23 protein-coding genes are annotated in these 25,843 nt (G+C 66.5%); 2 read left to right on the forward strand and 21 right to left on the reverse strand.

All coding sequences use genetic code 11. The annotated features are described in order from the left end of the window. Window positions 1-8: 8 nt before the first annotated feature. A complete protein-coding gene (locus BRADO_RS22175) occupies window positions 9-758 on the reverse strand; it encodes an SDR family NAD(P)-dependent oxidoreductase (RefSeq protein ID WP_011927591.1) in 750 nt (249 codons plus the stop codon). Window positions 759-867: 109 nt separating this feature from the next. Here BRADO_RS22175 and BRADO_RS22180 point away from each other — a divergent pair, with 109 nt between their 5' ends. After that, window positions 868-1,746, forward strand: coding sequence for a LysR substrate-binding domain-containing protein (locus BRADO_RS22180; RefSeq protein ID WP_011927592.1), 879 nt, complete (start codon window positions 868-870; stop codon window positions 1,744-1,746). Between the two features lie 18 nt (window positions 1,747-1,764). Here the strand turns inward: BRADO_RS22180 and BRADO_RS22185 are convergent, their stop codons facing one another. The 20 genes from BRADO_RS22185 to BRADO_RS22280 all read right to left on the reverse strand — a co-directional run bounded on the left by BRADO_RS22185 (window position 1,765) and on the right by BRADO_RS22280 (window position 24,097). Then, a complete protein-coding gene (locus BRADO_RS22185) occupies window positions 1,765-2,391 on the reverse strand; it encodes an FMN-dependent NADH-azoreductase (protein ID WP_011927593.1) in 627 nt (208 codons plus the stop codon). A 3-nt stretch (window positions 2,392-2,394) separates the two neighbouring features. Further along, complete coding sequence (locus BRADO_RS22190) at window positions 2,395-3,984, reverse strand: isochorismatase family protein (RefSeq protein ID WP_011927594.1); 1,590 nt, start codon at window positions 3,982-3,984, stop codon at window positions 2,395-2,397. A 9-nt stretch (window positions 3,985-3,993) separates the two neighbouring features. Then, the gene (locus tag BRADO_RS22195; RefSeq protein ID WP_011927595.1) at window positions 3,994-4,842 is read right to left on the reverse strand and encodes an MBL fold metallo-hydrolase; all 849 of its coding nucleotides are present in this window, start codon (window positions 4,840-4,842) and stop codon (window positions 3,994-3,996) included. A 39-nt stretch (window positions 4,843-4,881) separates the two neighbouring features. Then, window positions 4,882-5,769 (reverse strand): amidohydrolase, encoded by an 888-nt coding sequence (locus BRADO_RS22200; RefSeq protein WP_011927596.1) that lies wholly within the window; start codon window positions 5,767-5,769, stop codon window positions 4,882-4,884. Next, window positions 5,766-6,884: a VWA domain-containing protein gene (locus BRADO_RS22205; RefSeq protein ID WP_011927597.1), complete on the reverse strand. Its 1,119-nt coding sequence runs from the start codon at window positions 6,882-6,884 to the stop codon at window positions 5,766-5,768. Before BRADO_RS22205 ends, BRADO_RS22200 begins: the two co-directional genes overlap by 4 nt. Beyond that, window positions 6,881-7,762: a MoxR family ATPase gene (locus tag BRADO_RS22210; protein WP_011927598.1), complete on the reverse strand. Its 882-nt coding sequence runs from the start codon at window positions 7,760-7,762 to the stop codon at window positions 6,881-6,883. The genes BRADO_RS22205 and BRADO_RS22210 overlap by 4 nt, the downstream gene beginning before the upstream one ends. A 6-nt stretch (window positions 7,763-7,768) precedes the next feature. After that, window positions 7,769-8,791: a xanthine dehydrogenase family protein molybdopterin-binding subunit gene (locus BRADO_RS22215; RefSeq protein ID WP_011927599.1), complete on the reverse strand. Its 1,023-nt coding sequence runs from the start codon at window positions 8,789-8,791 to the stop codon at window positions 7,769-7,771. Between the two features lies 1 nt (window position 8,792). Continuing rightward, on the reverse strand, window positions 8,793-10,364 hold the full coding sequence (locus BRADO_RS22220; RefSeq protein WP_011927600.1) for a xanthine dehydrogenase family protein molybdopterin-binding subunit: 1,572 nt from the start codon (window positions 10,362-10,364) through the stop codon (window positions 8,793-8,795). A gap of 11 nt (window positions 10,365-10,375) precedes the next feature. Further along, a complete protein-coding gene (locus BRADO_RS22225; protein WP_011927601.1) occupies window positions 10,376-10,852 on the reverse strand; it encodes a (2Fe-2S)-binding protein in 477 nt (158 codons plus the stop codon). Window positions 10,853-10,855: 3 nt separating this feature from the next. Further along, on the reverse strand, window positions 10,856-11,677 hold the full coding sequence (locus tag BRADO_RS22230) for a xanthine dehydrogenase family protein subunit M (RefSeq protein ID WP_011927602.1): 822 nt from the start codon (window positions 11,675-11,677) through the stop codon (window positions 10,856-10,858). 16 nt (window positions 11,678-11,693) lie between these two features. Next, window positions 11,694-12,137 carry an SRPBCC family protein gene (locus BRADO_RS22235; protein WP_011927603.1) on the reverse strand — a complete coding sequence of 148 codons (444 nt, stop codon included), beginning with the start codon at window positions 12,135-12,137 and terminating at the stop codon, window positions 11,694-11,696. Window positions 12,138-12,141: 4 nt separating this feature from the next. Continuing rightward, window positions 12,142-12,579, reverse strand: a complete 438-nt coding sequence (locus BRADO_RS22240) for an SRPBCC family protein (protein ID WP_011927604.1) — start codon at window positions 12,577-12,579, stop codon at window positions 12,142-12,144. 6 nt (window positions 12,580-12,585) lie between these two features. Next, window positions 12,586-15,477 (reverse strand): flotillin family protein, encoded by a 2,892-nt coding sequence (locus BRADO_RS22245; RefSeq protein WP_011927605.1) that lies wholly within the window; start codon window positions 15,475-15,477, stop codon window positions 12,586-12,588. A 73-nt stretch (window positions 15,478-15,550) separates the two neighbouring features. Beyond that, window positions 15,551-16,396, reverse strand: coding sequence for a phosphoenolpyruvate hydrolase family protein (locus BRADO_RS22250; protein ID WP_011927606.1), 846 nt, complete (start codon window positions 16,394-16,396; stop codon window positions 15,551-15,553). 5 nt (window positions 16,397-16,401) lie between these two features. Continuing rightward, a complete protein-coding gene (locus BRADO_RS22255) occupies window positions 16,402-18,621 on the reverse strand; it encodes an ABC transporter permease (protein ID WP_011927607.1) in 2,220 nt (739 codons plus the stop codon). Next, window positions 18,614-19,396 (reverse strand): ABC transporter ATP-binding protein, encoded by a 783-nt coding sequence (locus BRADO_RS22260; RefSeq protein ID WP_011927608.1) that lies wholly within the window; start codon window positions 19,394-19,396, stop codon window positions 18,614-18,616. The genes BRADO_RS22255 and BRADO_RS22260 overlap by 8 nt, the downstream gene beginning before the upstream one ends. Beyond that, a complete protein-coding gene (locus BRADO_RS22265; protein ID WP_041756798.1) occupies window positions 19,389-20,477 on the reverse strand; it encodes a branched-chain amino acid ABC transporter permease in 1,089 nt (362 codons plus the stop codon). The genes BRADO_RS22260 and BRADO_RS22265 overlap by 8 nt, the downstream gene beginning before the upstream one ends. Before the next feature lies 1 nt (window position 20,478). After that, window positions 20,479-21,489 (reverse strand): branched-chain amino acid ABC transporter permease, encoded by a 1,011-nt coding sequence (locus BRADO_RS22270; protein WP_011927610.1) that lies wholly within the window; start codon window positions 21,487-21,489, stop codon window positions 20,479-20,481. 408 nt (window positions 21,490-21,897) lie between these two features. Next, entirely contained in the window at window positions 21,898-22,719 is an 822-nt protein-coding gene (locus BRADO_RS22275) for an AraC family transcriptional regulator (protein ID WP_011927611.1), read from the reverse strand. Window positions 22,720-22,846: 127 nt separating this feature from the next. Then, window positions 22,847-24,097: an ABC transporter substrate-binding protein gene (locus BRADO_RS22280; protein WP_011927612.1), complete on the reverse strand. Its 1,251-nt coding sequence runs from the start codon at window positions 24,095-24,097 to the stop codon at window positions 22,847-22,849. A gap of 554 nt (window positions 24,098-24,651) precedes the next feature. Between BRADO_RS22280 and BRADO_RS22285 the strand changes: the two genes are divergently transcribed. Continuing rightward, a complete protein-coding gene (locus BRADO_RS22285) occupies window positions 24,652-25,776 on the forward strand; it encodes a sugar ABC transporter substrate-binding protein (RefSeq protein WP_041757665.1) in 1,125 nt (374 codons plus the stop codon). Window positions 25,777-25,843: the final 67 nt, after the last annotated feature.

Here is a 25,843-nt window from a genome sequence, read left to right on the forward strand (position 1 = left end):
GACCTTGTTTAGTGGATCAGCATGCCGCCGTTGACATCGATCACCGCGCCCGTGACGTAGGCGGAGAGATCAGAGGCCAGGAAGGTGTAGATGCCGGCGACGTCCTCGGCGGTGCCGAGACGGTTGAGCGGAATGCCCTCGAGGATCTTGGCCTTCATCTCGTCGGTCAGCTTGCCGGCGGTGATATCGGTGCCGATCAGGCCCGGGGTGACGCAGTTGACGCGGATGCCGTCGATGCCGAACTCGCGCGCCATCGCCTTGGCAAGGCCGAGCACGCCGGCCTTGGCGGCCGAGTAATGCGGCCCGCCGAAGATGCCGCCGCCGCGCTGCGCCGAGACCGAGGACATGCAGGCGATCGAGCCCGATTTACGCGCGCGCATGTGCGGGATCACCGCCTGCGACAGGAACAGCACGCCCTTGAGGTTGACGTTCTGGATGCGCTCCCAGTCTTCTTCTTTGATGTCGAGCAGCTTGACCGGCTGGGTGATGCCGGCATTGTTGATGAGGATGTCGATGACGCCGAACTGACGGATCGCCTGCGCCACCGCGTCGTTGCACGAGGTCTTGTCGGCGACGTTGCAGCCGAGCCCGATATGACCGTCGCCGAGCGAGGCCGCCGCCTCGGCCGCAGCCGCCGCATCGATGTCGAGGATCGCGACTTTCGCGCCTTCGGCGGCGAACCGCCGCGCGGTCGCAAGTCCGATGCCGCGCTTCGAGGCCGCGCCCGAGATGATCGCCGTCTTGCCGCTGAGCAGCATGCTTGGTCCTCCCCAAAGTGTCGTTGTGTTGGGCTTAACCATGGCGGGCCGGACCGGCGGCGACAAACGCGCAGTTGTCATGGATAGATGAATCTGGTTCACTTATGGAATGCTGTCGAACATTCCAATCTCATCAATCAGGGCGTTTGAAGCCGCTGCGCGCACCGGATCCTTTCGCGACGCAGCAAATGAGCTTCACCTGACGCCCTCAGCCGTCAGTCATGCCATCCGCAAGCTGGAGGCCACGTTGCGGACCGTGCTGTTCGAGCGCACGGCGCGCGCCGTCCACCTCACGCCGGCCGGCGAGAACCTGATGCGGCATGCGGGCGCGGCCTTCGATCAGTTGCGCCGCGGATTGGAGGAGGTCGCGGCGCGCGGCCCGCAACTGGTGCGCGTCCATTCGGCACCGAGCTTCGCCGCGCAATGGCTGACGCCGAGGCTGGCGCAGTTTCTCGCCGCGCATCCGAAGCTGGAGGTGCGGCTGTCGGCCAATACCGACTACGCGCGGTTCAAGAACGACGATTTCGACATCGACATCGTCTACGGCCAGCCGCACGCCGAAGGCGTCGAGATCATCCCGCTCGCCGAGGAGACGATCACGCCACTATGCTCGCCGGCCTTGGCCGCGACGATCAAGCGGCCGGCGGATCTGCTGGAGCGCACGCTGATCCGGTCCGACGTCAAGCAGATCCAGTGGCATCAATGGTTCGCCGCCAACGGCCTCGAAGCGCCGGCGCTGCACGGCATGCGCTTCGACCGCAGCTTCCTGGCGCTGGCGACAGCAGCCGAGGGTCTCGGCGTTGCCCTGGAGTCGACGTTGCTGGCCGAGCGCGAGCTGGCGTCGGGACGGTTGGTCGCGCCGCTCGCGGGCCGCTCCAATGATATCCGCTATGTCGGCCACAGGCTGGTCGTTCCACGCACGCAGCATCAGCGCTCGGCGGTGCGTGCCTTCGCCGACTGGATCAGGTCGGAGCTGTCAGACGCGTAGCTCGGTGCGAAGCTCCGGTCAGAACCGCGCGGCGATCTCCACGAGCCGACGATGCGCGCGCTCGCGCGCCGCGCCGGTGTGCGCGGCCGGCCCGCTGGTCGGACCGATCGCGACGAACGTGACGTCGCGCAGGCCCATGAAGCGCAGCGCCTCGCGCAGATAGGGCGTCGCGAGATCGGTCCGGCCGCGGCTCATGCCGGTCGAGAAATCACCGCCGCTCGAAAGGATCACCAGCGTCGGCCGGTCCTTCAACAACGGGAGATAGCCGCTGGCGGCATCGAAGCGAAAGGTGAGCCCGGGCTGGTTGATGATGTCGAGCCAGTGCTTGAGCTTGTAGGGAATGCCGAAATTCCACATCGGCGTCGAGATCAGCACCCGCTCGGCGAGATCGAGTCGCACCGCCATGCGCTCGGCGACGGCGAAGGCCGCGCGCTGAGCGTCGGTGAACGCGCGTCCGGCCATGCGCGCGTATTTCGCCTGCAGGATCTCGCCGTCGAACTCGGGAAGATGCTCCCGCCACAGGTTCATCTCGTCGATGTCGAAACCCGGCCGGGCCTGCCTGAAGCGGTCGAGAAAGACGCGTGAAGCCGCGCCGGATTCCGAATCCGCGCGCGGCGAGGCGGCGAGATGGAGCAGCTTGGGCATCCCCTACCCCAGCGCCTTGATGACGTCATCGGCCCGGGTGACGACCGACACGTTCTGCAAGGCGAAGTTGACCGACGCATTGTGCCAGTCCGCATTCATGGTCGAGCAGCAGTCCTCCGGCACCACCATGAAGTAGCCCTTGTCGGCGCCAGTGCGCGCGGTGTGCTCGACCGACATGTTGGTCCAGGCACCGGTGTTGATGATGATGTCGCGCCCGGTCGCCTTCAGGATGGTCTCGAGCCGTGTCCCCTCCCACGCGCTCATCCGCATCTTCTCGACCACGAAGTCGCCACTGCGCGGTTCGAGGCCGGCGACGGGCGCCGCGCCCCAGCTGCCTCTCACCATGGCCCTGCTGTCGACCAGCCCTTCGAACAGCGGCGCGTTCAGGGTCACGCCGGGCGCGCCCGGCTCGACCACGAACCACACATGGATGATGACGACGCCGCGCGCGCGCGCCACCTCGGCGAGCCGGCGGACGTTGTCGACGACGCGCTGCTGCTTGGCATGTCCTGGCGCGCCGGAGTCGGCAAAGGCGCCGCCCTCCATGATGACGTCGTTCTGCAGGTCCTGGATGATCATGGCGCAGCGACGCGGATCGAGCTGCATGTCGCCGGAGGCGAGCAGCGGAGGCGCGGCAGTCGCCGACGCGACCGATGCCGACGATATCGTCTCGGCCGTACGCCGCGCGCTCATATACGGCTCGTGGCGTGGACCGACCTTGGTCTTGATCGCGTAGACCGAATGCGTCGCCGTGAGATACAGCGTCCGGAAATCATCACCGCCCCAGGCCAGATTAGCCACCAGCTCCGGCACGCGCACCTTGCCGAGCAGCTCGCCTGTCGGCGCGTAGACCCAGGCCCCGCCAGGCGCGGTGACCCAGACATTGCCGCGCTGATCGCATTTCATGCCGTCGGGCACGCCCGGCTCGAGTTCAGAGCGGATGCCGCTGGCGAAGACGCGACCGTGCGACAGCGCGCCGTCGCTGCCGACATCGAACACACGGATCAGCGCCTGCACCGTGTCGTTGACATAGAGCAGCTTCTCGTCAGGCGAGAAACACAGCCCGTTGGGCTGATCGAACAGATGGCGATCGACGAGCAGCTGCGGCGCACCGCCGCCAGGCGGCACACGAAAGACGCCCTGGAAGCCGAGCTGGCGCGGCCGCTCGACGCCATAGACCGGCATGCGGCCATACCAGGGATCGGAAAAATACATCGCGCCGCTGGAATGAACGCAGACATCGTTGGGGCTGTTGAGCTCCTGGTTCTCATAGTGCGAAGCGAGGACCTCGCGGCGCCCGTCGGGGCGCTCGCGCACCAGCGATGACGTCGCGTGCTCGCAGACGATGAGATTGAGCTCGGCATCGTAGGTCATGCCGTTGCACTTGTTCGAAGGCCGCCGCATCTCGACGACGCCGCGCCTGGCGTCCCAGCGTCGCCTGACATCGGCCGGCATGTCGGAGAACAGCAGGAACTGCTCGGCGGGATGCCAGATCGGCCCCTCCGTGAACTCGAAGCCGGTCGCGACCTGCGCCACCGGCGCGTAGGGATCGATCAGGCTCTCAAACTCGGGGCGCAAGGTGACGTGGGTCATGACGCGTCCTCACGCCGGAAACCAATGCCGCTGCGGCAGCGACTGCACGACCGGGCCCGGCACCTGGTCATGCAGCCGCCCCGTCACCACTCCGCCCTCGATCTTGGCGGGACGATCATGCACCGGCAGCAGATAGCGCGAGCTCGACAGCAGCTTCTTGATTGCCGCCTTCTCTGCGCGCTTGGAGGTGCCGTGATTGCCTGTCGTGCGCGGCTCGGCGTGCTGGATCTCGTTGAACGGCGTGACGATCTGGTCGTTGAAGTCGTAGATGACGTCGCCGCAGATGGTGGCGATGCCGTCGGCGGTGTGGACGTGGATGTTCATCGAGCCCTCGGTGTGGGCGTTTGCAGCGTCGCAGTAGACGCCCGGCATCAGCTCGACGGGCCCTGTCAGCTCGAGGTCGAGAAAGCGCAACGCGCTCTTGGTGTGCAGCCGGTCGATCAGGTGCTTGATGTCGGGCGCCGGATATTGCGGATGCATCAGGCCGGAGACGGAATATTCCAACTCGCGGCGGTTCAGCACCACCGTCGTGTTCATCGGGAACAGATCGTCCTTGCCGGCGTGATCGATGTGCAGGTGCGTATGGCAGACGTAGCGGACGTCGCCCATGCGCACGCCGTGGCGCGCCAGCTGGTTCTCGATCATGTTCTCATGATACTGCAGCCCGCGCATGCCCAGCGTCTCCATGATCTGGTTGGAGCGGTAGCCGGTGTCGACCACGACAGGGTAAGGCCCGCCCAGGATCAGGAAGCCGAGCGTCAGCACCCGGCGGGTGCGGCCGCAGTCGCGGCCGAGCACGAGGAAGCTGGATTCCAGCTCGATATCACCATAGTCGAGAACCTTGATTTCCAGCGCCATGACCGTTTCCTGTTGCTTTTGTTGTCGTTGCGTGCGGCGTCATCCCAGCCGATAGACCCGCCGCGCGGTTTCTCCCATCACCTGCACTTGCGCGTGCTTGTCGAGGCCATGAAGTGCGGCCTCGTACGCCGCCACCAGCGCGCAGTAGTCCGTCCAGAGCTTCTCGATCGGGAAGTTCGAGCCGAACAGGCAGCGGTCCGCGCCGAACATGGCGATCGTCTCGCGCACGACATCGGCGACATGCGCCGGATCATTGCGGCGGATGAAAGTGCCGAGGCCGGAGAGCTTGGTGACGACGTTGCGGCAGGCGGCAAGCCGCTGCATGCCGGCACGCCATTGTTGCCGCCCCGCGGGCGAGGGATCCTCCAGCATTCCGGCGTGCTGCAGGATGAAGGTGACCGTTGGACAACTCTCGGCCAGCGCCGCAGCGCCTTCCATCTGCCCGGCAAACACCTGCAGGTCGAACGACCAGCCATAGTCGGCCAGCCGCGCAATGTTGGCGCGGATCGTGGAGTCGTTGCAAAGGTCAGGCGAGCTCGCGAAGCGATACAGCGGATTGTCGTGCCAGTGCAGCTGCATCCGGACGCCTCGCATGAGCGGATAGCGGGCGAGCCGATCGAACTGCGGCCGGGCGTCATCGACAGCGAGATCGGCATAGGCGACGATGGCATGGGGAAAGCCGTGCTCGTCGGCGGTTCGCTGCACCCAGGCGGCCTCCTCCTCGAAGCCATCCTTCGCCCAGTTGGTCTGGACGTAGACCGATTGCGTCACGCCGTTGCCGACGATGTCGCCGAGATACTCCTCGATCGTGTAGTCGCGCCGGATCGGCTCGTAGGGTCCGAAGATCCGCGGCTGCATCGGTCCGACCAGCCAGGGCAGATCGGCCTGGCGCCAGATGTGATGATGCGCATCGACATATCCGGTCATGCCGCCCTCCTCTGCCCGAGTGACAGAACATGCGCGACGATGGCCTCGTCGGAGCCGCCGGGAACGATGTCGTCAACGAACGGCGCGATCGCCTGCAGCGCCTCCGTCTGCGGCTTGAAGCCTGGGCCTGTCGCCAGCGGCGTCAGCCAGCTCAGGCGCCAGGCGCGCAGCGACAGCTTCCAGACGGCCTCGCCAAGCGCCTGGTGGTCGCCGCGCTCCAGCCCGTCGGAGATCACCAGCACGGCGGCGCCGCGCGCATAGGTCGAGAAGCGCGGCACCGAGAGAAAGGCCTGCAGCGCCTCGCCGATCCGCGTGCCGCCGTCCCAGTCGCTGACGAGATGCGAGGCGGCGCGCAGCGCCTGCTCGCGCCGCTTCAGCCGCAGCTGCCGCGTGACGCGCGTCAGCCGCGTGCCCAGCGTGAACACCTCGACTTGCGGGATCGCCTGCACCAGCACATGCGCCAGCCGCATATTGTCCTCGGTGCGCGCCTTCATCGAGCCGGACACGTCGATCAGCACCAGCAGGCGGCGCAGGCGCGGCCGCCGCTTCAGGCGGCGCAACGTCAGCACCTCGCCGTCGCGGCGCACGCTCTCGCGCAAGGTGCGGCGCAGGTCGACGAAACTGCCGCGCCGGGCGCGCATGCGCCGGTGGCCGCGCCGCTTCGGCAGTTTCGCGCGCGCCTGACGGGCGAGCTGCTGCAAAGCATTGCGGCCGGTCGCGACACCGAGGCGGCGCGCGACCAGAGCCTCGGCACGGGTCGCCGCCATCCCGGACTCGTTCTGCTCCTGGGCAAGATCGGGATCGACGGCGCCCTCGCCTTCCTCCTGCAGCCGCACGACGTCATCCTGCTGGTCGGACTCGCCGAGGGCCGACGGCTCGCTCACACCGAAGTGGATGTCGAATAGCAGATTGTAGGTCGCAAGCCGCTCGGGCGGCGGCGCCAGCATTGCTGCGCCGGCGCGGCGGATGTCATCGAGGCTTGTCGGGCCAAGCAGCTCGATGGCGGCAAGAAAGGCCGTCGTCTGCTCGGGCGCGACGGCAAAGCCGTTCCGCCGCAGCAAGGCCGCGAAGGTGACGAAGATCTCTGCAGGCTGCGGCAGGCGGAGCTCGCTCATGTCATCGCCTCCGCCAGCAATGCATCCAGCCGCGGCGCCACGAAGGACAGGTCCTCCTCGTCCTTCAGCGCGACGCCAATCGAGCGCCTGAAGGCATCCGGCCAGCGCGCGCCGGTCCTGTTCAAAAGCGTCGCGGCCTCGGCCCAATCGACCGCCTCGGCGATCCCCGGCGCCTTGCTCAACGGCTCGCGCCTGAGCTTGGCGACGGCAGACACCACGGCACGCGCGGTCGCCTCGGCGACGCTGGAGGCGCGCATCATCACGATCCGCGCCTCGCGCTCCGCGTCGGGATAGTCGATCCAATGATAGACGCAGCGTCGGCGCAACGCTTCATGCAGGTCCCGCGTCCGGTTCGAGGTCAGGATCACGATCGGCCGTTCGGCCGCGCGCACCGTGCCGCGCTCAGGGATAGAGATCTGGAAGTCGGACAGGAATTCGAGCAGGAACGCCTCGAACTCCTGGTCGGCGCGATCGATTTCGTCGATCAGCAGCACCGTCGAGTCCGGCGCGCGCAGGCACGCCAGCATCGGACGCTCGATCAGAAAACTCTCGCCATAGATGTCGATGCTTTCCTCGCCGGCCTGGCGGATCGCCAGCATCTGGCGCGGATAGTTCCACTCGTAGAGCGCCGCGGCGGCATCGATGCCCTCATAGCATTGCAGCCGGATCAGCCTGCGGCCGAGCACCGCGGCGATCGCCTTCGCCGCCTCGGTCTTGCCGACGCCGGGCGCGCCTTCGAGCAGCAGCGGCTTGCCGAGCGCCAGCGCGAGAAAGGCGGCGGTCGAGAGCCCGTCATCGGCGAGGTAATAGGCCGCACGCAGCGCCTTTTCCAGCGCCTGCGGCGAGTCGATGCCGACGATGCTGCTGCGGACCACCATGCGCCGTTACCGCCGGATCTGCGGCCGAGCGCCGCCCTGGGCCTTGATCGCGCGCAGCACCTTTTCCGGCGTGATCGGCAGCTCGTCGATGCGCACGCCGACGGCGTTGAAGATCGCGTTGGCGATCGCCGGCAGCACCGGATTGGCGCACATCTCGCCGGGGCCCTTGCCCCCGAAGGGACCGTCAGGCGCCGGCCGCTCCAGCACGGCAATGTCGTGCGGGCAGATGTCGCCGGGACCCGGCATCAGATATTCGACGAAGTCGCGCGGGCCCTGCTTGGGATCGGGATAATACGGCTCGGTCGTCTCATACAGCGCGTGGCTCATGCCCATCCAGGCGCCGCCGACCAGCTGCTGCTCGACGAGTCGCGGATTGAGCGCGCGGCCGAGCTCATAGGCCGAGTCCATCCTGATCACGCCGACTTCGCCGGTTTCGTCGTCGACCTCGACCTCGGCGACCAGACAGGCATGCGCGTAGCAGGTCGCGGGCGACATCTCGCCGGTCTCGGGATCGACGTCCGACAGCGGCACCAGGAAGATGCCGCGCCCCGATATCGTCTTGCCCTGGCGGAACTGCGCGGCGATGGCGACGTCCTTGACCGAGATCGAGCGGTGCGGCGCGCCCTTGACATGGATGTTGCCGCGACCGTCGGTTTCGAGGTCGCTGGCATTGACTTCGAGCTCCTCGGCGGCCGCCTCCATCATGACGCCGCGCGCCTCCTTGGCTGCGGCCATCACGGCGTTGCCGACGCGATGCGTGCCGCGCGAGGCGAACGAGCCCATGCAATGCGGCCCGGTGTCGGAATCCGCGGTGTCGACATAGACGTCCTCGACGGGCACGCCGAGCGTCTCGGCGCAGATCTGCCGCGTCACCGACTTCATGCCTTGGCCCAGATCGATAGACGACAGCGCAACCGTGAACTTGCCGCTCGGGTTCGAATGCACCAGTGCCTGGCTCGGATCGCCGCCGAGATTCATGCCGATGGGATAGTTGATCGCCGCCATGCCGCGGCCGCGGTGCCTCGTCATCTCAGCGCCTCCTCGTGCCGAACACGGATGAGAACCGGGTGGCGCCGTGCCCCGACGATGGCGCCGAAGGCGGCGGTGGTGGCGGCGGTTCGGGCTGTGGCGAGATCGGAAGCCCGCGATCGTAGCTGGTGCGCTGCTGCGCCGGTACAGAGCGCGGTTGCGCAGGCTCCCGCGGCGTGGACGGCACCGCCGCCCGCGCGCCGCCACCATCCCTGCGTGACGACATCCGGCGAAACTCCTCGCGGATCGGCCATTTCGCCTTCTCGGCCGCGACCTGCACGCATTCGATCAACGCCGTGTTCTTGGCCTCGCGGCGATGCGCCTTCATGTCGCCGTCGCGATACGCGTTCAGGATTCGGAACTCCATGGGGTCCATGCCGATGAGATGCGCGAGCTTGTCCATCTGGCATTCGAGCGCGAAGTCCATGCCGGTGATACCGAAGCCGCGCATCGCGGTGGCCGGCGTCCGGTTGGTGAAGACGCAGTAGATATCGCCATGGACGTTCGGGATCGTATAGGGCCCGGGGAGATGCGCCGCGCATTTGACGACGGCATAGCTCGACAGCCGCGTGTACGCGCCGGAGTCGAAATAGCCGCGGATCTGCCGCGCGACGATGCGGCCGTCGCGCATCACGCCGTCCTTGATGTAGATGCGCTCGGCGCCGCGCGGCGGCCCGAACTGCATCTCCTCCTCGCGCCCGAACACGTAACGCACCGGCCGCCCGGTCAGCATCGCCGCGAGGATCGCGAGCGGCTCGGTCAAGGTGTCGACCTTGCCACCGAAGCCGCCGCCGACGGTGCCGCCGATGAAGTGGAACGTGTTGGACGGCAGATCGAGGATCTTGGCGCAGGTATCGAGCGAGAAGAACAGCGCCTGCGTCGAGGTGTAGACCACGTAGCGGCCGTTCGTATCGGGCGCGGCGATCGAGCCGTTGGTCTCGACCGGCGCATGCTCGATCGGCGACATCTGGTAGCGCTGCTCCAGCACATGGTCGGCCTGGGCAAAACCGCGCTCGACGTCGCCGAAGCGCAGCTTCTGATGGTCGTAGCGCTCGTGATAGGTGAACGTGTTCTTCGGATAGGTCTCATTGACCGTCGGCGCGCCCGGCTTCAGCGCCTCCTCGACGTCGAATACCGCCGGCAAGGTCTCATAGTCCACGCGCACCTTGGCCGCCGCCTCGGCGGCGAGGCGCGGCGTCTCGGCAACGACGGCCACGATCGGCTCGCCGCGATAGCGCACCTTGTCGACCGCCAGCGTCGGCTCGTCGTCCTTGCCGAAATTGATCAGGCTGAGCAGCGTGTTCAGATTGCGCGGCACATCAGCGCCGCGGATGATCCGTCGGACGCCTTCGCTTCGCTCGGCCTCGCTGGTATCGATGCGGCGCAGCCTTGCATGCGGCTGTGTGGATCTGACGACCCGCAGATGCAGCATGCCCTGCAGCTTGTGGTCGTTGAAATAGGTCGAGGTGCCCGTGACGTGGCCCAGCATGTCCTGCCGCTGCGTGCCCTTGCCGACCTCGTTGAGATTGTCGTCGCGCTCGTCGGCGAAGATGTCCTTGCGCAGTTCCAGCATGACGATTTCCCTCAAGCGCTCGCGCGCGACGCCGCCGCGGCCAGCACCGCGTTGATGATCGGCTCGTAGCCGGTGCAGCGGCAGATGTTGCCGGAGATCGCCTCCACCACCTGCTCGCGGCTCGGCTGCGGGTTGCGATCGAGCAATGCCTTCGCCGCCATCAGCATGCCCGGCGTGCAATAGCCGCATTGCGCGGCAAAGCCTTCGGCGAAGGCGCGTTGCAGCGGATGCAGGTTCGGCCCGGTCTTGATGCCGTCGAGCGTTTCGACGGCGCGGCCCTCGACGGCCTCGGCGAGTGTCAGGCAAGAGAGATGCGCCTCGCCATCGATCAGCACGGTGCAGGCGCCGCAGCCGCCCTGCCCGCAACCGAATTTCGGCGTAACATCGCCGAGCATCTCGCGCAGTACGACCAGGAGATTGGTGCCGCCATCGACGAACAGCGCGACGTCGCGGCCGTTGTGGCGGAATTGCAAGGGAGTCTTGGCCACGCTTCAGCTCTCCTGTCCAGACAGCAAGCGCCGCAGATGCACGCCGACGACCTCGCGGCGATACCACGCGCTCGCCAGCGAGTTGTCCGTGGGCGCCGTCCCCTCGCCTGCCGCGCTCGCCGCGGCGCTGATCGCGCTCCCGTCGAGCGGACGGCCTTCGAGCGCGCGCTCGGCTGCCTTGGCACGGATGGCTGTCGGGGCCATCGAACCCAGCGCGATGCGCGCGCCGCTGACCCGGCCTCCGCTCTGCGGAACGTGCGCGGCGAGCGTGATGACCGATCCGCCCTTCGGCTTGATGCGCGCGATCTTGCGGTAGCGGAACGCATCGCCCGACGCCGGCCGAAGACAGGACACCGCCACGACCAGCGCACCGGCCTGGCGGTCGCGCGATTGCAGGAACTCTTCGAGCGGCATGTCGCGCAGGCCGAAGCCACCCTGCAGCGAGACCATGCCGTCGAGCGCCAGCAACGCCACGGTGAAATCGCCGAACGGCGCCGGCGCGAACAAATTGCCGCCGACGGTGCCCATGTTGCGCACCGCGGGGCCGCCGATCGAACGCGCCGCCGGATGCAGGAACGCGAGCTCGCGCTCGGCCAGCACCCGGGCAAAGGTGACGCCGGCGCCGATGCGAATCCGTGCACCAGCCGCATCGATGCTCTGCAGAGCGCGATCCGTCGCGCGGACCACCGTCGCGATCGAGACGTCGCCTTCGTTGAGATCGCGCATGACAAGCGTGCCGCCACCGAGATAGCGCGCGGCGCGGTCCGACGACAGCGCGGAGGCCGCCTCGCTCAGCGCCTGGAACGTCTTCACCGTCACCGACATCGATTCACCTCGTCTGTCATGCGGCCTGCTTCAGATGCGATCGGATCGCCTCGAAACCGGCCTGGTAGATGTCTTCCGCGACCATGCGGGTCAGCGCCTCGGCCTGCTCCGGCCGCGTCGTGAAGCGGCTCTCCCAGTGCCAGAACGTGCGGTCACCGTCGGTGACGGGCAGCAGCCGGACATGGGCGACATAGTTGAACAACGCGACCGGCGTATCGAGCAGGCAATAGCTGAAGCTTTGTTCGAGATCGGACAGCGCCAGCAATTGCTCGCGCAGCTCCGAGCCGTCCCTGAGCCGGAAGCGCCTGACGCAGCCGATCTTGTCGGACGACTGGGATCGCTCGATCGCCGAGGTCGCCACCGCCGGGTGCCAGCGATCATGGCCGTTGAAGTCGCGCAGCACTTCCCACACCCGATCGGTCGGGGCGTCGATGATGGTGCTCTTGACGATGTGCGGCACCGCGTCAGCCTCCGAACGCGCGCTTGAGCGCATCGAAGCCGCCCTGGAACACGCCGCCGCCGATCGAGGCCACGAGATCGCTCTCACGCTCCGGCGCGCAGTCGAATTCGGCGGTCCATTCCAGGAAGGTCTTGTCGCCGTCGGTCACCGGCGTGAGCCGCAAGGTAGCCACGTAGTTCGACACGCCCATCGGCGACTCCAGGATCGAATAGGTACAGAACATGTCGTAGTCCGACAGGCCGAGCAGCTTCTCGCGGATGCGGTCGCCGTTGCGTAAGCGGAAGTCCCTGACGCAGCCGATCTTGTCGGCCGGCTCGCCGCCTTCGATGCGGCTCTCCGCGATCGCCGGATGCCAGTTCGGCAGGCCGTTGAAGTCGCGCACGCGCGCCCACACCCGGTCGTTGCGGGCGTTGACGACGGTGGAGACGTAGACCCTCGCCATGGCGCATCAACCTTTCTTGCGCGGACCGCGATCCGCCGGCGGCTCGGGCGGCGCGCCATCGCCGGCTCCACCGCCAGCGTCCTTGCGCGCCGCGGTGTCCTTGCGAATGCCCTGCATGTCCCTGGCTTCGCGGATCAGGCCCGGCATCTTGGCGAGGCTGCCGCCTTCGACGCCGATGTCGGACAGGATGGAATCGATCAGCGGCGCCTGGACGCGATAGCGCAGCGCGGAGTCGATCACCTCGTCGGTCGCGCTGCGGCCGCCATTTCCGCCGCCGCCGTTGCCGTTGAGGCCGTCGACCTGGAGAATGCGGATGCCTTCGATCTTCTCCATCGGCTTGACGCTCTCGCGCACGATGCCCTCGATGCGGTCGAGCAGCTTGCGGCGGAACAGCGAGTAGCGCGCCTGGTCGGTCAGCACGTTCTCGGCCTCGTTGAGCAGCCGCTGCGCTTCGGCCTCCACGGCCGCGCGCACGCGCTCGGCCTCGGCCGCAATCCGGGTCTCCTCCGCGTGCTTCTCGGCGAGCAGCACTTCCACCGTCTTGCGCCGGCGGGCGATCTCGCTCTCCCGTGCCGTGATCACCTTCTCCGCGGCCTCGGTCGCGCGTGTGCGCGCCTCCTCCGCCGTCACCTTGGCCGCGGATTCCTCCAGCGACTTCTGGTACAGCGCGATCGCCTTCTCCATCAGCGCCGTCTCGACGTCCTTCTCGCGGTTGACCTCGAGCTTGCGCAGCTCGCGCTCCCTGCCGATGCGGGCCTCGTCGAGGCCGCGATCCGAGGCGATACGGGCGCGCTCGACCTCCTCGCGGGCAGCGATTTCGGCCTCCTGCAGTGACTGCACGCGGGCGACTTCGAGCTGCTCGATGGCCCGACGACGTTCCAGGCGAACCGCTTCCAGAGCCTGCTCGCGCGACACGTCGGCGGTCTCGACCTGCTTGCGCGCGACGATCTCGGCCTCCTTGACTTGCCGATCAGCATCGATGCGCTCGGCGCGCTTCGCCGCAAGCTCGATGACGCGCGTCTCATCGGCGAGCTCGATCGCCTTCTTCTGATCGATGTTGAGCACCTCGCGCGTCCGCGACGAGGCAATGCGCTCGGCCTCCAGCGCCAGCTCGACCTCGATGCGCCGCCGCTCGACCGCTTCGCGCCGCTTGAGATCGGCGGCCTCGACGGCCTCGGTCCGCGCGATCTCCAGGCTGCGCGTTTCCTGCTCGGAGAGAATCCGCTTGGCGGCGACCGCCTGCTCCTGCGCGATGCGCGCCGCCTCGATCGCTTCGCGCGAGGCGATGTCGGCCTCCTCGATGCTCCTGACGCGCGCGATCTCTAAGGTTCGCACCCGCTCCTCCTGCGCGATGCGGCTCGCGTCCGTCGCTTCCCGCGCGGCGATGCCGGCAATCTCGATGCCTTGATTGCGCTCGATCTCCAGCTTGCGCGTCGCATGCTCGGCCGCGATGCGTTCGGCCGACAATACCTGCTCGCGGGCGATCCGCGCGGCTTCGACCGCCTTCTGCGCCTCGATCTCGGCCTCCTGGATGGCACGGACCTGCGCGATCTCGGTGGCGCGGGTGCGTTCGTCGGAGCTGATGCGCTCCAGATTGACGATCATGGTCTGTGCGATGCGCGCCTTCTCGGTCGCCTCGCGCGCCGCGATCTCGGCCTGCTCGATGGCGCGGGTGCGCTCGATTTCGCGGCGCCGAGTCTCCTCGTCATTGGCGATCCGCGCATCGGAGACGACGCGGTCCTGCTGGATCCGCGCCTTCTCCACCGCTTCGCGCGCCGCGATCTCCGCTTCCTCGATCGTGCGGGTGCGCTCGATGTCGCGCTGGCGCACCTCGCGCTCGGATTCGATGCGGGCCGCATCGATGGCGCGCTGGTTGGCGATGCGCGCCTTCTCGATGTCCTCGCGGGCCAGCAGTTCGCGCTCCTCGACCGCACGCGTGCGCTCGATCTCGCGCTGCCGCGTGTCGCGCTCGGCCGCGATCCGCGCCTCCGCAATGGTCAGCTCATTGGCGATACGGGCCTTCTCAATGGCCTCCCGCGCGGAAATCTGCGCCTGCTCGGCCTCGGTCTCGCGCAGCGCCCGCTCGCGCGCCACCTCCGTGCGCTGCAAGGCGCGACGCATCTCGATGTCGCGCTCCTGCTCCAGCCGCGCCGTCTCGCTCTCGCGCTCGATTTCCAGCGCCTCGCGCTCGGCTTCGAGATTGCGAGTGCGGATCTTGATCATCGAGTCCTGCTCGATGTCGTTGCGCAGCTTGCGCTTGCTCTCGATGTCCTCCATCAGCCGGGTCAGGCCTTCGGCGTCGAACCGGTTCGACGGGTTGAAGAACTCCAGGTCGGTCTGGTCCAGGTCGGTGATCGCGACCGATTCCAGTTCCAGGCCGTTCTGCGCCAGCGCCTCGGAGGCGGCGGCCTTCACGCGGGAGACGTAATCGCCGCGCTGCTCATGCATCTGCTCCATCGTCATCTCGGCCGCTACGGAGCGTAGGGCGGAGATGAACTTGCCGGAGAGCAGCGCGTGCAGCTTTTCCGGTTCGAGGGTGCGACGGCCGAGAGTCGCAGCCGCAATCGAGACCGCCTCGCGGGTCGGCTGCACCCGCACGTAGAAGTCGGCCTCGACGTCGACCCGCATCCGGTCGCGCGTGATCACCGCATCCTGCTTCGCGCGCGTGATGCCCATCGGCAGCACGTTCATGTTGACGGGCGTGTAGTCGTGAATGAAGGGCATCACGAAGGCGCCGCCATTGATCACCACGCGCTCGCCCATGAAGCCGGTGCGGACGAAGGAGACCTCCTTCGAGGAGCGGTGGTACAGCCAGTTGACGATGTAGACGGCGACCACGATGACGACGATCGCAACGATCAGCCACAGGATCAGCTCACCGATCAATGCCCCGGACATCTCATTCCTCCCTCAGTCTCTTGCCTGGCGCGCGGCGCTTGGCGCCTTTGCTGCCGGATCTCATGTTGTCGTCTCAGACGCGGCGTGGTCGCGAGCTGATCGCCTTGAAGTGCCGCACCTGCTCGGTCAGCGCCCGCTCCACCGGCAACCGTTCCATCGACGAGGCGCCATAGAAGCCGTGGCAATTCTTGGTGTGCTTCATGATGAACTCCGCATCGGCCGGCTCCGCGATCGGGCCGCCATGCGCTAGCACGAGGATTTCCGGATTGACGCTGAGCGCGGCGGAAGCCCAGCTGTCGATCAATCCCGGACAGTCTTCGAGCTTCGGCGCTGTCTGCGCGCCGATCGAGCCGCCGGTGGTCAGGCCGAGATGGCAGACGATGATATCGGCGCCGGCGATCGCCATCCCCGTCGCCTGCGCCTCGTTGAAGACATAGGGCGTCGTCAGCAGATCCTTGTCGTGGGCGCGGCCGATCATGTCGATCTCCAGAGCGTAGGAGATGCCCGTCTCTTCGAGATTGGCGCGGAAGGTGCCGTCGATCAGTCCGACGGTCGGAAAGTTCTGCACGCCGGAGAAGCCGAGAGCCTTCAGCTGGTCGAGGAACACATCCATGTCGCGGAACGGATCGGTACCGTTCACGCCGGCGAGCACCGGCGTGCTCTTCACCACCGGGAGCACCTCGCTCGCCATTTCCACGACGATCGCGTTGGCGTCGCCATAGGCCATCAGCCCGGCGAGCGAGCCGCGCCCGGCCATGCGGTAGCGGCCGGAATTGTAGATCACGATCAGGTCGATGCCGCCGGCCTCCTCGCATTTCGCCGACAGGCCGGTGCCGGCGCCGCCGCCGATGATCGGCACGCCTCGCCGGACCATGTCGCGAAACTTCTTCAGCAGTGGAGCGCGCTCATATCTCGGCATGCCCATCACCTCGCCCGTCTGCGCCGCACCGGCAGCCGCCCGAGCATCGGCCGGATGGCGCCGACGAGGGTCGCTGCGAATTCATTGTCGTTGATGTGATGCGGCACGCGGATCAGCCGCCGGTTCGAGGTCTGCCGCACGGTCTGTTCGAGCGCGTGGAACAGCGCCTCATCCGCCTCGCGGTCTAAGAACGGCTGCCCTTGCACGTCGAGCGCCGAGACGCCCTTCTCGGGCAGGAAGAAGCGGACCGGACCGTCCATCCGATTGAGCCGCTCGCCGATCCAGCGCCCCATCTGCGCATTCTCCGCGGCCGTCGTCCGCATCAGGGTGACCTGCGGATTGTGGGCATGGAACTTGCGGCCGCGATAGCGCTCCGGAATGGTCTCGGGCGCGCCGAAATTCACCATGTCCAAGGCACCGACCGAGCCGACATAGGGCACGCGCGAGCGGATGATCGCGCCGAACCGATCCTCGGTGGCCGGGAACACGCCGCCCATCAAGAGGTCGCAGACCTCGGTGGTGGTGAGATCGATGACACCGGCGAGCATGCCGGAGTCGACCAGCTTCTCCATCGAACGGCCGCCGACGCCGGTGGCGTGAAACACGAGGCATTCGAAATCGTCGCGCAGGTCCGTCGTGATCTTCTGCACCGCAGGCGTGGTGACGCCGAACATCGTGATGCCGATCGCCGGCCGCTGCGGTTTGGTGCGATCGACGGCGGCCGACCCTTGCTGCCGCGCCGTGACCATGCCGGCCAGCGCGTTGGCTCCGTTGCTCAGCACGGCCCGCGAGATCGAGTTGAGACCCTGCACGTCGGTGACCGAGTACATCATCGCGATATCGGCCGCGCCGACATAGGCGCCGACATCCCCCGACGCGACCGTGGAGACGATCAGCTTGGGCACGCCGACAGGCAGCTCACGCATCCCTGGCGCGACCAGCGACGTACCGCCGGAGCCGCCGGCCGAAATGATCCCGGCGACATTGTCTTGCCGGCGCAGCCAGCGCGCAAAGGCTTCGGCCATCGCGGTGACGGAGGCGCCGCGATCGGAGCCGAACACGGCGGAGCCGCCCCGCGGATGATTCAGCGCGATCTCCTGGGCCGAGACATCGCAGCTCGCATGCTTGCCGCTGGTGGAGACATCGACCAGCCGCGTGCGCAGGCCGTGGCTTGCGATGATGTCACGCATGAAGCGCAGCTCGTCGCCCTTGGTGTCGAGCGTGCCGGCCACGATCACCGCCGGCGGACCGGATGTGATCGACCCGGGCCGCTCGCGGCCTGCTCGCGCGGTTTCATCCAGCCGCGTGACGCTGGTGGAGAGCGTGCGCGCCTTGGATTCGATCTGCGCGATCGGCACGGGCTGCGACCAGCGCGTCGGCAGCACCGGATTGGAGACATAGACCTTGACCGGTGCAGCCTTCGGCGCCTCCGGGACCGCGGGGCGTACGACCGGCTCCTCCCTAACCTGCTCCGTGCCGAGATCCGTCTCATCGCCGGCATGCTGGCCGACACCCAGCAGCCTCTGCTGCAATTCCCGGTCGGCGGCAAGCCGCGCTGAGTCGATGATACGGTTGATCCGGCCGTTGACCATGATGGCCACGCGTGGCGAGATCGCGGTGGCGACGCCGATGTTCTGCTCGATCACCAGCACGGCAATGTCGCCATCCTGGCCGAGCCGGATCAGCATGTCCTCGACCTGGCTGACGATGACCGGCGCAAGCCCCTCGGTCGGCTCGTCCATGATCAGGAGCTGCGGATTGGTCAGCAGCGCGCGCGAGATCGCGAGCATCTGCTGCTCGCCGCCGGACAGCTGGCCGCCGCCATTGTTGCGACGCTCGGCGAGCCGCGGAAACGTCTCGTAGACGCGATCGACCGTCCAGGCGCCGCGGCGCATTCCAGCCGCCAGACGCAGATGCTCGTCGACGCTGAGCGAGCGCCACAGCCGACGCCCCTGCGGCACATAGCCGACGCCAAGCCGTGCGATGCGCGCCGGATTCAGTCCGGTGATGTCCTCGCCGCGCAGACGCACCGATCCGCCGGACGGCCGCAGCAGGCCCATGATGGCCTTGCACAGCGTCGTCTTGCCCATGCCATTGCGGCCCACCAGCGAGAACACGCCGCTGTCCAGGCGAAGATCGACACCTTGCAAGGCATGCGAATGGCCGTAATAGACGTCGAGGCCGCGAACCTCGAGTGCGGGCGCTGAGCGGCGGACCTCATTCATGGCCGCCTCCGAGATAGAGCTCCTGCACCTCCGGATCGGATTCGATCTCCTGCGGCGCCCCCTCCTTGAAGATGCGGCCGTTATGCATCATCGTCACGCTCTCGACGACGCGCAGCGCCACGTCCATGTCGTGCTCGATGATGATGTAGCCGATATGCGGCGGCAGCGCGGTGAGGATCTCGACCAGCTCGCGCCGCTCGGTCGGCGACAGGCCGGCTGCCGGCTCGTCGAACAGGATGAAGCGCGGCGCACCGGCGAGCGCGAGCGCGATCTCGAGCTGGCGCTGCTGGCCATGGGCGAGCTCGGACACCAGCTGGTCGCGCACCGACGTCAGATGCACCGCCTCGATCAGGCGTTCGGCCGCCTGCATCAGGGCGTCGTTGGCGCGCGGGCGCAGCATCGAGAAGCGCGCGCGCGAGACGCCACGGCAGGCGAGATAGACGTTGTCGCGCACGGTGAGGCCGAGGAACAGCGCCGAGATCTGATAGGTCCGGCGCAGTCCGCGCCGAATGCGCTCATAGGGCGGGAATGCGGTCACATCCTCGCCGAAGAAGCGGATGGTGCCTGAGGTCGGCAGGAAGTCCCCGGTCACGCAATTGAACAAGGTCGTCTTGCCGGCGCCGTTCGAGCCAAGAACGGCGCGGCGCTCGCCCGGTCGCACCGTGATGGTGATGTCGGTCAACGCCGCCAGCGCGCCGAACATCCGGGTGACGCCGCGGAGCTCGAGCGCGGCGGTCGAGCCGAGGGCCGAAAGCCGGTCCGCCACCCTATCCATGGCCGTGACCTCCGGAACGCGGCCGCGTCTCCTTCCGCTCGCCGCGCCGGCGCCATCGCTCATACAGGCCGATGACGCCGTCGGAGGACCAGAACACGATGGCGAGGAAGCCGAGGCCGATCAGCAGGCGAAACCTGTTGCCGTCGAGTCCGACCTTGACCAGGAAGTCCAGCGCGAAGGTGCGAAGGATCACGAAGATGAAGGCGCCGATATAAGGCCCGACCGGTCGCGTGATGCCCCCAACGACCGCCACGATGAGAATGTCGATGCAGCGTTCGACCGCCACCGAGCCCGGCGAGATCTGCCGGTAGTTCCAGACCTGCAGCACGCCGCCAAGCCCGGCGATCAAGGCGGCAAAGGCATAGGCCGCGATGCGATGCGCATTGACGTTGAAGCCGAGCGCGGCCATGCGCCTGGGGTTATCGCGAACGCCCTGAAGGGCCAGTCCAAACGGCGCACGCGACAGATACACCACGACGAAATAGCACAGCGCCGCCACGGCCAGGATCAGGTAGTAGAATGCGACATCGGCGCGCCAATCGATGCCGAGAAAGTGCGGCGTTGCGATCGTGTTGATGCCGGTGTGGCCGTTGAAGATCGCCCAGTTCTGATTGGTGAAATAGTAGAACGCCGCGCCGATCGCGAGCGTGATCATGATGGTGTAGATGCCTTCGGTGCGCACCGCCAGTGCGCCGCCGAGCGTACCGAACAGCACCGCGAGCACCAGCGCCACCGGCGTCGCCAGCCACCACGGCCAGCCCAGGCTGATATTGGCGTTGCCGCTGACCCCGAACACCGCGACCATGTAGCCGGCAAAGCCGGCGATGGTCAGTTGCATCAGGCTGACCATGCCGCCGTAACCCGCAAGGAACATCAGGCTCAGCGCGATGGTCCCCAGGATCAGCGTCGTGCCGAAGATCTCGATCAGGAAAAATCCGTTGGCGATGACGGGAAGGATCAGCAACAGCGCCGCCAGCGCCCATGCCCAGGGCTGCTCGGTCACGGACCATGTGGCGGGCCGCTCCGCCGCGCCGCCTGACAGCAAGCCCTCCCTCGCCCGCGCCTCCTGGATCAGCGACATCTCACCGCCTCGCCAGCAGGCCCTGCGGCCGCAGCGCCAGGACCAGGACCATGATCAGGAACGTCACGACGATCGCGTAGGTCGGGATGTAGACCGACCCGAGCTGCTCGGCGAGACCGATGATGAGCGCGCCGAGCGCGGCGCCGGGAATGGATCCCATGCCGCCGACGATGACGACGACAAGGGAGGCCAGAAGGAATCGCGTATCCTCGCCGGGCGAGATCGACTGGAACGTGCCGCCGACCACGCCGGCGATCCCGGCCAATCCGGCGCCGAAGGCGAACACCAGGACGAAGACGAGCTGGATCTGCACGCCGGTCGCGGCCAGGATTTCGCGATCGTCGACGCCGGCGCGCACGATCATGCCGACCCGGGTCCGGTTCAATGCGAGCCACATCAGGATGCCGATCACGACCGAGCCGCAGAAGATCACGAGCCGCACCAGCGGATATTGCAGGAACACCGCCTCGCCCGATGATTTCATTGCGGTCATCAGCGGCAGCTGGACCGGCCCGATCAGCCAGGCCGGCGTCTGGATCTGATAGAAATCGCCGCCGAACGCCCACAGCATCAGGTCGGCGAACACGATCGACAGACCGATCGTGACCATCGTCTGCCGCAGATCCTGCCCCTCCATGCGGCGGAACACGAGCAGCTGAAGCAGCACGCCGATCACGGCGACGACAACGAAGGCCGCGATGAAGGCGAGGATCCAGGAGCCCGTCGCGGCCGATATGCCGTAGCCGACATAGCCGCCGAACAGATAGAGCGAGCCATGCGCGAGATTGACATTGCGCATCAGCCCGAAGATCAAGGTGAAGCCGCTCGCGACCAGGAAGTAGAGTCCGCCGAGCGTGATGCCGTTGAAGACGGCGCTGAGAAAGACCTTTTTGCGGCCGATCGCGTCCTCCAGACCCGGCGGCCAGACGGCGATGATCAGCCATGCGAGGCACGCGATGGCGATGAGAATGACGAGAGACCAGATCGGGTGACGTTCGATGAAGCGGCTCATCGGCGACCCCTCGCGAGCGCAGCACAAGGGTATCCTGAAATACGACGCTGCCGCGACGGCCAATTTCGCCACTTAGTCACTGCGTCATGCCCGGGCTTGTCCCGGGCATCCACGTCGCCGTCAGCGCGCGGAGCGACGTGGAGGGCCGGGGCAAGCCCGGCCATGACGACGTGGAGACAGGCGAGCGCAAAACTCCGAGCATGGAAGACTATGTCGACGATAGCGACCCGAGCGACGACATCGCCACCTCGCCTGGACATGCTTCGCCGAAGATCGCCGGTGTTGCCGGCCATCGCTCGTCCTCCCTTGTCGGATCCCTTTTGCCGGATCGCGTTCGGGCAAGACTAGCGGCAGACGCGACCGCCTGTTTGATCGACAGTCTCTTTTCGCGCGGTGCGCAGCAGCACGTCAGGCGCGCAGCACTTTTGCAGCGCGACGATAATCGGTCGGGGCCATGCCGACATTGCCGGCAAAGAAGCGGGTAAAGCCGCTTTGCGACGAGAAGCCGAGGTCGAAGCCGATGTCGGCGATCGGCGCCTCCGTCGCAACCAGCGCATCCAGCGCCCGTTCCATCAGCAGCGTGTTGAGATAGAGGTTCGGCGTCACGCCGGTCTGGCTGCGGAACAAGCGATAGAAGTGCGGTCGGGACAGCCCCGATTCGCGCGCGATGTGGTCGAGCTCGATCTCGGCACAGGGGCTGTCCGACATCAGCTTGATGCACTTGCGAACCCGGAAATCCGTGACCTCGGCGCTTGGCCGCTCCGGCATCAGCTCGGTCACCCGCCAGCTCTCCTCATAGCAGCTGTCGATCAGCTGACGCAGTTCGCCATCGAGGCAGCCGAGCGATGGCGCGCCACACACCAGCGCCGCGGTGCGGCGAATGCAGCGGTCGAGCGCGGCCGTGCGGCGAAAGCAGGTTCGGCCGAACTTCAGACCCTCACGGGCAGCCGGCGGCGCAAACCATTCCCCGTTGACGTAAAGCACAAAGAAGATCGCGCCATTGTCCGTATCAGTCGGCACGAAATTGTGCGGTTCCCAGGGATTCACCGCCACGATGGACTGTTCTTCGATGACATGGCGCCGATCGCAGACATCGATATGGGCCGGCGAACCGCCGACGTGAAAAATCAGGTGGCCTTCGCGATGGGCATGCACGTTGAACGGCCGATTGAGCTGATAGACCGTCGCGCGGCCGAAGCGAGCGTGAAAGACGGCGAGCGCCCTACTCATCACTTCCTCACCGATATGACTTCTTGTTTATCCCGCTAGCGTCGATCATTGCTCTCCAGAAAGCAAGAGACGCGACGACGCGGCCAGAGCGAGCGCTCCAGCCGCGCCGACTGCAAAGCACAATCGGTCAGTACTTCTTACATTCGGGCACGGTCCGGCTCGGGAGGCCGATCTTGGCAAATGTGGCGGCATCATAGCCGAGCGTCTGGTTGACGTCGGGGATGACCTTCACGACCTTGCTGAACAGCGCGCCCTTGCCGTCGTCGACGACCTCGGTGACGAAATTTGTACCGATCGCCTGGCGATTGGAGTCGAGCTTGATCTTGCCATTTGGCGCGTCGATCTCGATCTTGGCCAATGCAGCCTTCAGCTTCGCCTGATTGTCGGACAGGTCGCCATTGACCTCGCGCAGCGCCAGGATGAGCGCCATGGTCGAGCCATAATAGTTGGTGGCGAGCAGCGACGGGCTGGGGAAGCGCTTCTCCGGCGGGAACGAGTCCTGATAGGCCTTCACGAATTTCTGCCAGCGCGGGTCCTCCCAGGTATCGGCCTGACCCGAAGCCGCGATGGTGCCGATCAAGGCGTTCTTGGCATTGCCCTTGGAGGACAGGATGGTCTGGTCGATCATGATCGAACCGCCCATCAGGTGGGCCTTGCCACCCGCCTGCTGATACTGATTGAGGAAGTTGACGGCGTCGGCGCCACCGAGGCCGAGATAGATCGCGTCGACATCGTCAGGAAGAGCGGCGATGACCGAAGCGAAGTCCTTGGTTCCGAGCGGGACCCATTGCCGGCTGGTGATCTTGCCGCCGAGGCCGCAGAACTCCAGGGCGAGACCGAACACCTGGGTGTAGATGAAGGAGTAGTCCTCGCCGACCGTCGCGATCTTGCGATAGCCCTTGGTCTCATAAGCATATTTGCCCAGGCCGACCTGCCACTGCGCACCGTCCATGTTATAGCGGAAGAAGTTCGGCGCCGGATCGACATAGGTCGTCTCCTGCGCGCCCGAGGCCGCGTTGACGAATGTCAGCTCCGGATGCGTCTTGGCGAAGTTCTTGACCGCGATGCCCTCGTCGCCCGACAGCGGCGACAGCAGGATCTGCACCTTGTCCTGCTCGATCAGCTTGCGCACCGCGCGCACGGCGGAATCCGGCGTCGCGTCGGTCGAAGCGACCACGAATTCCAGTTCCTTGTCGCCGACCTTCTTGCCGAGCACGTTCAGCGCGGTGATATGGCCGCGCATGCCGTCTTCGCCGAGCACCGTGTAGGTGCCCTCGAGCGTCGCCGTGACGCCGACCTTGATCTTCTCTTGAGCGTATGCCGTGCCGGACAGCAAAAGCGCCGTGACCACGGCGAACCCCACGCGTCGCATGTGCATCGAACTCCCTCCCTTGTTGCCCATCGCTGGAGCACACGAATCTGCCGGCCAGTCGTTGCTGGCCGTGTTGGCGGCAGGCCTCGCCACGGTCTGCAAGCAGCGGTGGGCCCCCATCAGCCGTGGAGGCTAGCTGACGGCGCGCAGGCCCGGATGCGACTCCGACTGGCGACCTTGACGAGCAGTCTCATTTTCCTTGATGCGACGCAAAAAACTGCTGCGCCTGAGTGATAGCGCTGACATCAGCGATATGAGCAACCCGGCCGTCACTCAGCACCAGGGAGGCATTCTAATTACGGCCTACTTGTGCAGTGCGCGCATGCGCCGCCAACGTTTCGACTCCGATAGGTGCGGCAATTGACAGCGCTGTCATTGGCCAGTATCGCTGCGATCGTCGAGATGACGAGCGATGCTCGAACAACCTCCGCGAAGAAGTGAGGCATCTCGGACATGCGTCAATCATCGGCGCTGCAACAATGGGGAGGTCACCAATGTCTTCCGAGCTGATCACGGCCAAGTCCAAGTGTAAGTCCAAGGGCAAGTCCAACGCCAAGCCGATGAAGGCGCGATGCCTTGCGACATGCGCATCGCTCGTGCTGCTGTCGGCGTTCGCCGGCAAGGCGGTTGCGGAACCCGAGGCTGTCAAGGGCCCGGCGGCCGAGCCGGAATGCATGGTGCCGTGGACCGCCGACACGAAATTCTTCAAATACCCGGCGAAAAAGGGGCCGTATCGTATCGCGCTCGCCAATGGCTACATCGCCAACACTTGGCGCATCCAGATGATTCAGACGGCGAAGGCCTATGCGGCGCAGCCAGAGGTCAAGACGAAGCTGAAGGAGTTCAAGGTCGTCTCCACCGGCGAGGACGTGCCGGCGCAGATCTCGGCCATCAACAACTTCATCGACTCCGGCTATGACGCCATCGTCGTCAACGCGCAGAACCCGACGGCCTTCGGTCCGGTGATCAAGCGCGCCAAGCAGGCCGGCGTCGTCCTCGTCGCCTTCGACAACATCCTCGCGACGGAGGATGCGATCAACGTCAACGTCGACCAGAAGGGCCTCGGCGAGCTCTGGGCGAATTGGCTGGTCAAGAACGTGCCCGATGGCGGCAAGGTTCTCGAGGTGCGTGGCGTCGCCGGCACGTCGGTCGACACCGACCGGCACAATGGCTTCCACTCCGTACTCAACGGCTCCGGCAAGAAGTGGCAGGTCACCGAGGTCGTCGGCAAATGGGACGACGGCGTCGCGCAGAAGGCCACGGCGGACGCGATCGCCACCAACGGCCCGTTTGATGCGATCTCCGGCCAGGGCGGCGACACCGGCATCGTGCAGGCGATGCTCGACGCCAAGCACAAGATGGTACCGTTCGGCGGCGAGACCGAGAACGGCTTCCGCAAGTTCTGCGCCGCCAAGGCATCGGAAGGCCTGAAATGCTCGTCGGCCGGCACGGGGCCGGCGCAGGTCGCGGTCGCGATCAAGGTCGCGCTCGCCGCGCTGGAAGGCAAGGTCGTGCCGCAGTCGGTCAAGCTGCCGCTGGCGGTCGTCGAGGATCCCAATTTCAAGAAGGATCAGGACTACTTCCCGTCGCAGTCCGACAACTTCTTCGTCGGCAATTCCTTCCCGACCTGCGGCATCAACTTCACGGCGCAGGAGATCATGGGCCAGTCGAAGGAAAACCAGTAAGCTCGCGCCGCTCTCAGCCGCCGCGCAATCTCGAGGTGATTGCGCGGCGGCTTCGATGTGACCGTCG

The sequence above is a fragment of the Bradyrhizobium sp. ORS 278 genome, assembly GCF_000026145.1.
In the GTDB taxonomy this organism is placed as follows: Bacteria; Pseudomonadota; Alphaproteobacteria; order Rhizobiales; family Xanthobacteraceae; genus Bradyrhizobium.

Excerpts from the sequence above, each read along its gene's own strand:
- BRADO_RS22175 (WP_011927591.1), bottom strand. The coding sequence starts at position 758 with ATGCTGCTCAGCGGCAAGACGGCGATCATCTCGGGCGCGGCCTCGAAG.
- BRADO_RS22180 (WP_011927592.1), top strand. The coding sequence starts at position 868 with ATGCTGTCGAACATTCCAATCTCATCAATCAGGGCGTTTGAAGCCGCT.
- BRADO_RS22185 (WP_011927593.1), bottom strand. The coding sequence starts at position 2,391 with ATGCCCAAGCTGCTCCATCTCGCCGCCTCGCCGCGCGCGGATTCGGAA.
- BRADO_RS22190 (WP_011927594.1), bottom strand. The coding sequence starts at position 3,984 with ATGACCCACGTCACCTTGCGCCCCGAGTTTGAGAGCCTGATCGATCCC.
- BRADO_RS22195 (WP_011927595.1), bottom strand. The coding sequence starts at position 4,842 with ATGGCGCTGGAAATCAAGGTTCTCGACTATGGTGATATCGAGCTGGAA.
- BRADO_RS22200 (WP_011927596.1), bottom strand. The coding sequence starts at position 5,769 with ATGACCGGATATGTCGATGCGCATCATCACATCTGGCGCCAGGCCGAT.
- BRADO_RS22205 (WP_011927597.1), bottom strand. The coding sequence starts at position 6,884 with ATGAGCGAGCTCCGCCTGCCGCAGCCTGCAGAGATCTTCGTCACCTTC.
- BRADO_RS22210 (WP_011927598.1), bottom strand. The coding sequence starts at position 7,762 with ATGGTGGTCCGCAGCAGCATCGTCGGCATCGACTCGCCGCAGGCGCTG.
- BRADO_RS22215 (WP_011927599.1), bottom strand. The coding sequence starts at position 8,791 with ATGACGAGGCACCGCGGCCGCGGCATGGCGGCGATCAACTATCCCATC.
- BRADO_RS22220 (WP_011927600.1), bottom strand. The coding sequence starts at position 10,364 with ATGCTGGAACTGCGCAAGGACATCTTCGCCGACGAGCGCGACGACAAT.
- BRADO_RS22230 (WP_011927602.1), bottom strand. The coding sequence starts at position 11,677 with ATGTCGGTGACGGTGAAGACGTTCCAGGCGCTGAGCGAGGCGGCCTCC.
- BRADO_RS22240 (WP_011927604.1), bottom strand. The coding sequence starts at position 12,579 with ATGGCGAGGGTCTACGTCTCCACCGTCGTCAACGCCCGCAACGACCGG.
- BRADO_RS22245 (WP_011927605.1), bottom strand. The coding sequence starts at position 15,477 with ATGTCCGGGGCATTGATCGGTGAGCTGATCCTGTGGCTGATCGTTGCG.
- BRADO_RS22250 (WP_011927606.1), bottom strand. The coding sequence starts at position 16,396 with ATGCCGAGATATGAGCGCGCTCCACTGCTGAAGAAGTTTCGCGACATG.
- BRADO_RS22255 (WP_011927607.1), bottom strand. The coding sequence starts at position 18,621 with ATGAATGAGGTCCGCCGCTCAGCGCCCGCACTCGAGGTTCGCGGCCTC.
- BRADO_RS22260 (WP_011927608.1), bottom strand. The coding sequence starts at position 19,396 with ATGGATAGGGTGGCGGACCGGCTTTCGGCCCTCGGCTCGACCGCCGCG.
- BRADO_RS22265 (WP_041756798.1), bottom strand. The coding sequence starts at position 20,477 with ATGTCGCTGATCCAGGAGGCGCGGGCGAGGGAGGGCTTGCTGTCAGGC.
- BRADO_RS22270 (WP_011927610.1), bottom strand. The coding sequence starts at position 21,489 with ATGAGCCGCTTCATCGAACGTCACCCGATCTGGTCTCTCGTCATTCTC.
- BRADO_RS22275 (WP_011927611.1), bottom strand. The coding sequence starts at position 22,719 with ATGAGTAGGGCGCTCGCCGTCTTTCACGCTCGCTTCGGCCGCGCGACG.
- BRADO_RS22280 (WP_011927612.1), bottom strand. The coding sequence starts at position 24,097 with ATGCACATGCGACGCGTGGGGTTCGCCGTGGTCACGGCGCTTTTGCTG.
- BRADO_RS22285 (WP_041757665.1), top strand. The coding sequence starts at position 24,652 with ATGAAGGCGCGATGCCTTGCGACATGCGCATCGCTCGTGCTGCTGTCG.